The organism is Nocardia cyriacigeorgica NBRC 100375, assembly GCF_000308555.1.
Lineage (GTDB): Bacteria > Actinomycetota > Actinomycetes > Mycobacteriales > Mycobacteriaceae > Nocardia > Nocardia cyriacigeorgica.
Genome location: NZ_BAFY01000241.1, coordinates 1 through 8,492 on the forward strand (window position 1 = coordinate 1; position 8,492 = coordinate 8,492).

Annotated in this window: 5 protein-coding genes; 4 read left to right on the forward strand and 1 reads right to left on the reverse strand. The window is 66.7% G+C overall.

The features are described from left to right. Nucleotides 1–587 (forward strand): S1 family peptidase (locus RJ05_RS31510; protein WP_036541107.1); only part of this gene is annotated, 587 nt, incomplete at its 5' end. A 549-nt stretch (nt 588–1,136) separates the two neighbouring features. Here RJ05_RS31510 and RJ05_RS24460 read toward each other — a convergent pair. Beyond that, nucleotides 1,137–1,880, reverse strand: coding sequence for a DUF8020 domain-containing protein (locus RJ05_RS24460; RefSeq protein WP_036541110.1), 744 nt, complete (start codon nt 1,878–1,880; stop codon nt 1,137–1,139). 461 nt (nt 1,881–2,341) lie between these two features. Between RJ05_RS24460 and RJ05_RS24465 the strand changes: the two genes are divergently transcribed. The 3 genes from RJ05_RS24465 to RJ05_RS24475 all read left to right on the forward strand — a co-directional run bounded on the left by RJ05_RS24465 (nt 2,342) and on the right by RJ05_RS24475 (nt 8,359). Continuing rightward, a complete protein-coding gene (locus tag RJ05_RS24465) occupies nt 2,342–5,614 on the forward strand; it encodes a heterodisulfide reductase-related iron-sulfur binding cluster (RefSeq protein ID WP_036541113.1) in 3,273 nt (1,090 codons plus the stop codon). Between the two features lie 367 nt (nt 5,615–5,981). Next, a complete protein-coding gene (locus RJ05_RS24470) occupies nt 5,982–7,211 on the forward strand; it encodes an acyl-CoA dehydrogenase family protein (protein WP_036541115.1) in 1,230 nt (409 codons plus the stop codon). Further along, nucleotides 7,211–8,359, forward strand: coding sequence for an acyl-CoA dehydrogenase family protein (locus RJ05_RS24475; protein WP_036541117.1), 1,149 nt, complete (start codon nt 7,211–7,213; stop codon nt 8,357–8,359). The genes RJ05_RS24470 and RJ05_RS24475 overlap by 1 nt, the downstream gene beginning before the upstream one ends. The last annotated feature ends 133 nt before the right edge of the window (nt 8,360–8,492 follow it).

An 8,492-nucleotide genomic window follows, 5' to 3' on the forward strand; every position in this document is an offset into this window, starting at 1 on the left:
CCACCGTCAACGTCACCGCGGGCCACTGCAACCCCGACATCGGCAGCGCCGGTGGCGGTAACGCCGCCGCGGTGCACGAACTGCTGCCCGGCGACAAGCTCGGCGGCAAGCTCGGCACCTTCAGCAAGTCGGTGCTCGGCAACCAGGACTATTCCATCGTCCGCATCGCCGACCAGGCCCGGGATCGCTTCGCCAACAACGCTGTTCGCGTGCCCGGCGCGGCTCCGATCCTGGTCGACGGTGTCGCGACGCCCGTCGTCGGCGCGCCGGTCTGCAAGTCCGGTTCCCGCACCGGCTTCAGCTGCGGTGTGGTCAACGCCGTCGATCAGACCGTGCAGGTCGGCGACCGTCAGCTCACCCAGAGCTTCTCGGCCAATATCTGCGCCCTGCCCGGCGACAGCGGCGGCCCGATCGTGACCGGCCGTCTGGCCCTCGGCATTTCGAGCGCCTCCTCGGTGGCCGACTTCCCGGTCTGCGAGATCCCCAACCTGATCGGCGCCCTCACCGGCAACACCCCGCAGCTGTTCGCCCAGCCCGTCAGCGTGGTGCTCTCGGACAACCCGGGCCTGCGGATCCGCACCAACTAGGATCTGCGCTTCGGCAGAGACATCGAGAGGCCGGCAGCATTCGTGCTGCCGGCCTTTTTGCTTTGTGGGCGGCGTTCGCCGCTCGCGCCCGATGGATGACAGCCGCGCGGGCAGGGGCCGCTGTCGGCCGGGTGGTAACCACTGCGGCGTAAGGCATTCGAGGCGCCCGCCATCCAGACTGGGCGCGCCGCATCACGCACCCGGCGCTGCGCGCTCCTGCCACCTGGGCTGTCCGCTCATTCGGTTCCACTACTCATTGCCACCTGAACGCCACACAGCGCCGCGAACAAACGGCGGATGAACTCCGGGTTACCCCGAAGGCGTTCGAGCGCTCGATGAGCGCGGGCGAGGGATCGGCGAAGAGGTGTTGCCCAAGTCGACCTGATGGCGAGCTCGGGGCCCCGTGACAACGGGCCGATATCGCCTCGGCCGCCTGGGTCAGCAAGCGCCATGCGGGCCGGCGGATCGACGGAAACCCCGGAAACGCAAACCGGCCCGCCCCTTTTCGGGACGGGCCGGTTGTGTCGCAGCCAGGAAGGCCAGGCCGAACTACTTCGGCGCGTCAGGCTTGTCTGCCCACTGCGTGGTGCCTTCCGGCGCCTGGAGAACCGTGATGAGCTCGACTCCCGCAGCCACCAACGCGGGCCCGCCGACTGCAACGGTGCCGAGAATGCCACCGATACCGGCGCCGATCGGGATGCCGGCGAGGCACCCGACACCGAACAGCGGCATGCCGAACGCGCAGCCGACGACCGCACCGATCGCAGTTCCGACGAACCCGCCGATCGCGGTTCCGATGCCGAACTTGCTGGCGAAGTCGTTCATGGCCCGCTGGTTCTCCATCGGCGAAGCGATCGGCTTCACCCCGACAGGCTTGCTCAGGTCAACACCTTCCGGCTTTTCCGGAGTGACCTCGAGGACAGTGGCGTCCTTCTTCACCTCGGACGTGACCGGCACGTCGGTCCCGTTGATGTCGAACTCCAGCGGGAACGAGACAACTGTGTTGCCCTTGTCGTCCTTGATGTCGAGGACCTTGACCTTCGGGGCCTCCGCCTCAGAGCCGACTTCGGACGGCGCCGCGATGGGCTTGCCTTCCTTGGTGGCCATCTCCTTCTCGGTTAGCGAGAAGGTTCCTCCCTTGAGGGTGGCCACGACGGTCTTGTCGACCAGCTTGACGGAATAGCTGATGGGCTGTGCCGCCTCGGCTGCGGGTTCAGCGTGGGCCGTGCCGAACCCCATGGCCATCGCGCCGGTCACCATCGCGGCAACCGCGGTGGTCTTGCGGAGTTTCATTCAGTTTCCAATCCATCATCAGGTTGTCCGTGTGCCGTGGAAGCCTCACGAGCGAGCTCATTCATTCCGGTCGGCCGGACCGAAATCCCCTCCGAGCATTGTGAAGACAGGCACACAGAACAGAACGCCGTGAGCCTAGTCGAACGAAAGTCCAGATGCGAGATTCATTACGTGTAGTTACGAATTCGAACGGGTAAGCCTGTCCTTATCTCATACCCGGTTCTGCACGCCCTTTACGGTGTTGAACAGCTCAGGTCGCATACGGATCGAATCCACTTATGTGAGCTTGATCACAGCAGAATCGGCGGTCAACCCCCAGGAAGATGGGGCACCAGCCAACCGCAGATCCTACGCTGGACACCAGTTGTTACTGGCGGGTAACTTACTGGCAGTTAGGATACGAGCCAACCCGAGGCGCACAGCCTCGACAGCTCGTGTTGCCTCTATAGAAAGGTCGCGACATGAATGCCCTGACCGTGACGCTGGGCACCCTTGGAGCGGCGCTCAGCCTCCTTTGTTGGGTGTCGTTCCTGGGCGGCGCCGGAAACATCGTGCGGACGATCATGATCGGCCAGTCCGCGCCGGATCGGTGGCGGCCGTTCTTCCCGCGCTTCAAGCAGATGCTTGTGGAGTTCATCGCGCACACCCGCATGAACAAATTCCGCACCGTCGGCTGGGCGCACTGGCTGGTCATGATCGGCTTCCTCGCGGGCGCGCAGTTCTGGTTCATGGCCTACGGCCAGACCTTCAAACCGACCTGGTCGTGGCCGCTGATCGGTGAGACCTGGTGGTTCCACCTCGGCGACGAGATCCTCGGCGTCGGCACCGTCGTCGGCATCGTGGCGCTGATGATCATCCGTCAGCTGAACCACCCGCGGCTGCCCGAGAGGCTCTCGCGCTTCAGCGGCTCGAAATTCGGTCCTGCCTACTTCGTCGAGTGGGTCGTGCTGACCGAGGGCCTCGGCATGGTGCTGGTGAAGGCGGGCGTGCTGTCACTGCATGGTCACTCCAGCTGGACCGACCCGGTCACCGGCCAGATTGCCAAGATCATCCCGGCCAACGTCACGCTGATCTCGATCTTTGCCTTCATCAAGCTGATGTCCGGCATGGTCTGGCTCTTCTTCGTCGGTCGCAACATCACCTGGGGTGTGGCCTGGCACCGCTTCTCGGCCTTCCCGAACATCTACTTCAAGCGTGAAGACGACGGCGACGTCGCCCTCGGCGCCGCCAAGCCGATGATGTCCAACGGCAAGGCCCTGGACATGGAGAACGTCGACCCCGATACCGACACCCTCGGTGCCGGCCGGATCGAGGACTTCTCCTGGAAGGGCTGGCTGGACTTCACCACCTGCACCGAATGTGGTCGCTGCCAGTCGCAGTGCCCGGCTTGGAACACCGGTAAGCCGCTTTCGCCCAAGCTGCTGATCATGTCGCTGCGCGACCACGGCTACGCCAAGGCGCCGTACCTGCTGGCCGGTGGCCGCAAGGACATGGGCGGCGACGAGGTAGGCCTGGTCGACGCCGAGGGCAATGCGGACGAAGCCAAGCTGGCCAAGATCGCGGAGGCCGCCCGCGCCGAGGCCGAGCGCCCGCTGGTCGGCGGCGAGGACGTCAGCGGCATCATCGACCCCGAGGTGCTGTGGAGCTGCACCACCTGTGGTGCGTGTGTGGAGCAGTGCCCGGTGGACATCGAGCACGTCGACCACATCATCGATATGCGCCGCTACCAGGTGCTGATCGAATCGGAGTTCCCGTCCGAGCTCGCCGGTCTGTTCAAGAACCTGGAGAACAAGGGCAACCCGTGGGGCCAGAACGCCAAGGACCGGCTCAACTGGATCAACGAGCTGGACTTCGACATCCCGGTCTTCGGTAAGGACGCCGACAGCTTCGACGGCTACGAATACCTGTTCTGGGTCGGTTGCGCCGGCGCCTACGAGGACCGCGCCAAGAAGACCACCAAGGCGGTGGCCGAGCTGCTGGCGACGGCGGGCGTGAAGTTCATGGTGCTGGGTCAGGAGGAGACCTGCACCGGTGACTCGGCGCGCCGCGCGGGCAACGAATTCCTGTTCCAGCAGCTGGCCCAGCAGAACATCGAACTGCTGGACTCGGTGTTCGACGGTGTCGAGCAGAAAAAGAAGAAGATCGTCGTCACCTGTGCGCACTGCTTCAACGCGCTCAACAACGAGTACCCGCAAGTGGGTGGCACCTACGAGGTGGTGCACCACACGCAGCTGCTGAACCGGCTGGTGCGGCAAAAGCAGCTGGTGCCGGTGGCTTCGGTGTCGCAGAACGTCACCTACCACGACCCGTGCTATCTGGGCCGCCACAACAAGGTCTACAACGCTCCGCGTGAGCTGATGGAGGCCTCGGGCTCGAACCTGGTCGAGATGGCGCGTCACGGCGAGCGGTCCATGTGCTGTGGTGCCGGTGGTGCCCGCATGTGGATGGAAGAGCAGCTGGGCAAGCGCATCAATATCGACCGCGTGGACGAGGCGCTGACCACCAACCCGGCCAAGATCGCCACCGGCTGCCCGTTCTGCCGCGTGATGCTCACCGATGGTGTGACCGCGCGTCAGGAAGACGGCAAGGGTGAAGGTGTCGAGGTCGTCGACGTCGCTCAGCTGATGCTGGACGCCATCGAGCGGGTCGAACCGGCGAAGCTGACCGAGAACCTGACCGTCATCCAGGAGCCGAAGGCCGAACCCGAGCCGGAGCCCGAACCCGAGCCCGAACCGGTCGCCGAGGCCGCGCCCGCCGCGGCGAAGGCCGCTCCGACCGGCGGTGGCCTGGCCATGAAGGGCCCCGCCAAGGCTCCCGGTAAGGGTCTGGGCATGAAGGGCGCGGCCAAGGCGCCCGGTGCGAAGGCCGCGGCTCCGGCCGAGACCGAAGCCGCCGCTCCGGCTCCGGACAAGGGTCTCGGCATGAAGGGTGCGGCGAAGGCACCCGGCGGCAAGGGCCTGGCGATGAAGGGTGCCGCGAAGGCACCAGGCGCCAAGGCGGAAGCTCCGGCCGAGGCGGCGGCCGAGGCTCCGGAGGCTCCCCCGGTCAAGGGACTCGGCATGAAGGGCGCGGCGAAAGCGCCCGGCGGCAAGGGCCTGGCGATGAAGGGCGCCGCGAAGGCACCAGGCGCCAAGGCTGCGGCTCCGGCGGCCGAGGCTCCGGCGGCCGAATCCGCGGAGGCGAGCACCGAAGCGGCATCGGCTCCCACCGAGACCAAGCCGACCGTCGCGGCCAAGGGCCTGGCCATGAAGTCCGGCTTCAAGCGTCCGGGACCGAAGGCCCCCGGCGCGAAGGCTCCGGCGGCTGCTCCGGCGGAATCGGCTCCGGCCGACGAAGCTCCGGCGGAACCCGCGTCCGCGGAATCGGCTCCGGCGCAGGCTTCGACCGAATCGGCCTCGGCGCCTGCCGAATCCATGCCGACCGTCGCGGCCAAGGGCCTGGCCATGAAGTCCGGCTTCAAGCGCCCCGGACCGAAGGCCCCCGGCGCCAAGGCTCCCGCGCAATCGGCTCCGGCCGACGAGGCTCCGGCTTCGCCCGAATCGGCTTCGGCTCCAGCGGAATCCGCGTCTGTCCAGGCGGAAACGGCCTCGACGGCGGAAACCGCGGCCACCGCGACGGAATCCGCCGAGGCTCCCGCCAACGGCAACGGCGCAGCGGACGCCCCACTGCCCACCGCCAAGCCGGGCGGTCTCGGCTTCAAGTCCGGAGCGAAGGCACCGGGCCGGAAGAACTGACCGACCACAACTGAACAACCATGATTCGACCCGGGCCCCGCACAGCGGCCCGGGTCGAGTCGTCTCAGCGGCCCGCGAAATCCGCAGGGTCAGGGGCAACTGAACGATATGAGCACTGTCCTGATCGCCGGCGGCACTGGCGCGCTCGGCTAGCTGATCGTCGAGCGGCTGCGGCCGTCCGGGCACGAGATTCGTGTCCTGTCCCGGCGCCCGGGGCGGGGACCCGTGTGGGTGACCCGCGCAGCCTCACATCACCTGATGGCATATGCCCTCAGTTTGACTCCGTGCGAGAATTGCGGATAACTTCTCTCATGGGTGCCCGGGACGCGGGCGCTGCGGCGACTAGGCACAGCCCTCGGGAGTATGGATGGATTTCGACTGGTCGGAGGCCGATTCGGCCTTTCGGGACGAGGTGCGGGAGTTCCTGCGGGAGAAGTTGACGCCGGAGCTGCGGGCGGCGGGGCGTTTGGCAACGAGCGTTTATCCCGACCATGCGGCCAGCATGCGGTGGCAGCAGATTCTGCATGAGCGCGGCTGGGCGGCGCCCACCTGGCCGGTGGAGTACGGCGGCTGCGACTGGACGCTCACTCAGCACTACATCTTCAACCGGGAACTGGCGCTGGCCGGTGCGCCGCCGCTGTCGCCGATGGGCATCCGGATGGTGGCGCCGGGCATCATCGCCTTCGGGACGCCGGAGCAGAAGCAGTTCTTCCTCAACGGCATCCTCACCGGCGAGGTGTTCTTCTGCCAGGGCTACTCCGAACCCGAGGCCGGCTCCGACCTCGCGTCGCTGACCATGAGCGCGGTCGAGGACGGCGAGGACTTCATCTGCAACGGCAGCAAGATCTGGACCACCCACGCCACCGAGGCGAACTGGATCTTCTGCCTGGTCCGCACCTCGCGCACCGGCAAGAAGCAGCAGGGCATCACCTTCTTGCTGATCGATATGACCTCGCCGGGCATCGAGGTCAGGCCGCTGGTGATGACCTCGGGCGAGCAGGTCCAGAACCAGGTGTTCTTCGACAATGTGCGGGTGCCCAAGAGCAATGTGCTCGGCCGCGTCGACGAGGGCTGGTCGGTCGCCAAGTATGTGCTGGTGCACGAGCGCGGCGGCGCGGCCGCGCCTGCCCTGCAGGTCATGGCCAAGGATCTGGCGGAGGCCGCAGCCGAGCAGCCAGGCCCGGACGGGGAACCGCTGATCGACGATGCCGGATTTTCCGCGCGGCTGGCCGATGCCCGTATCCGCGCGGATGTGCTGGAGATTCTCGAGTACCGGACGATCTCGGCGCTGTCGCAGGGCCGAGACCCCGGCCCGGCCTCGTCTATGCTGAAAATCCTCGCCACCGAACTGAGCCAGCAGCTCACCGAACTGGCGTTGCTGGCGGCCGGACCGCGCGGACGGGCCTACCAGCCGCACGCCACCGAACCGGGTGGCCCGATTGCCGAGTTCACGCCACCGGCCGATGGATATCACAGTGGGCCGCGGTGGCAGGCCGTCGCGCCGCTGCGTTATTTCAACGACCGCGCCGGTTCGATCTACGCGGGCAGCAACGAAATTCAGCGGAACATTCTCGCCAAGGCAGCATTGGGGCTCTGATGGACTTCTCACTCACCGATGAACAGCAGTTGCTGCGCGATTCCGTCGCGGGGTTCCTGACCGCGCGGTACGAGCTGGAGAAAAGCCGCAGCGCGGCCAAATCCGTGGCCGGCTGGCAGCCCGAGATCTGGCGCGGTTTCGCCGAAGAGCTGGGCATTCTCGGCGCGACCTTGGCCGAGCGGGTCGACGGCATGGGCGGCGGTCCGACCGAATTGATGGTCATCGCCGAGGAATTGGGCCATGCCCTGGTGGTCGAGCCGTTCGTCGACACCGTGGTGGTCGGCGGCGGTTTGCTGTCGCGGGTGGGCGGCGAGCGGGCCGATGCGGTGCTGCGAGACATCGTCGCGGGCAGTGCGCGCATCGCCTTCGCGGCGCTCGAGCCATCGGCCGGGGAATCCGCGCACGACATCTCGCTCACCGCCCGCAGAGACGGTGACGAATGGGTGCTCGACGGTTCGAAGATCGTGGTCACCAGTGCCCCGCTGGCGACGCACCTGATCATCAGCGCTCGCACCAGCGGCGAACGGCGTGATCGGGACGGTGTGTCGCTGTTCCTCACCGAATTCGATGCGTCGGCGCCGTCGGTGGGACTCGAGGTGCACAGCTACCGCACCATCGACGACCGGCAGGCCGCCGACCTCACCTTTACCGGCTTCCGCCTGCCCGCGACGGCGCTGCTCGGCGCCGAGGGCGAGGCGACCGCGAACATCGAGGCGACGCTGGAGGAGGCGATCGCCGCGGTGGCCGCCGAATCGGTCGGATTGATGCGCAAGGTCGTCGCCGACACGGTCGAATACAGCAAACAACGTCAGCAGTTCGGGCAGCCGATCGGCCAGTTCCAGGTATTGCAGCACCGCATGGTGGATATGTACATGGAACTCGAACAGGCCACGGCCGCAGCCTATTTGGCCGCGTTCGCGCTGTCGTCCTCGCCGTCGGAGCGGGCGCGGGCGATTTCGGCGACGAAGGTCACCATTGCCCGCGCCGCGCGTTTCATCGGTCAGCAATCGGTGCAATTGCACGGCGCGATGGGCATGACCGAGGAACTCGCCATCGGGCACTATTTCAAGAGGCTCACCGCGATCGAGAACGAATTCGGTTCCAGCGCCTACCATCTGAACCGCTACGCCCGCCTGACCAGACCGTGAAAGTCCGCGCTGCCCGGAATCCGCCACCGGGCAGCGCGGCGGTCTAGCAGTCCTCGAATGCCGCTTTGACGTACCCAGCGGACTGATAGAGATAGTCGTAGGCCCAGCGCGCCGGAGAAAGCCGCGGTTTCGG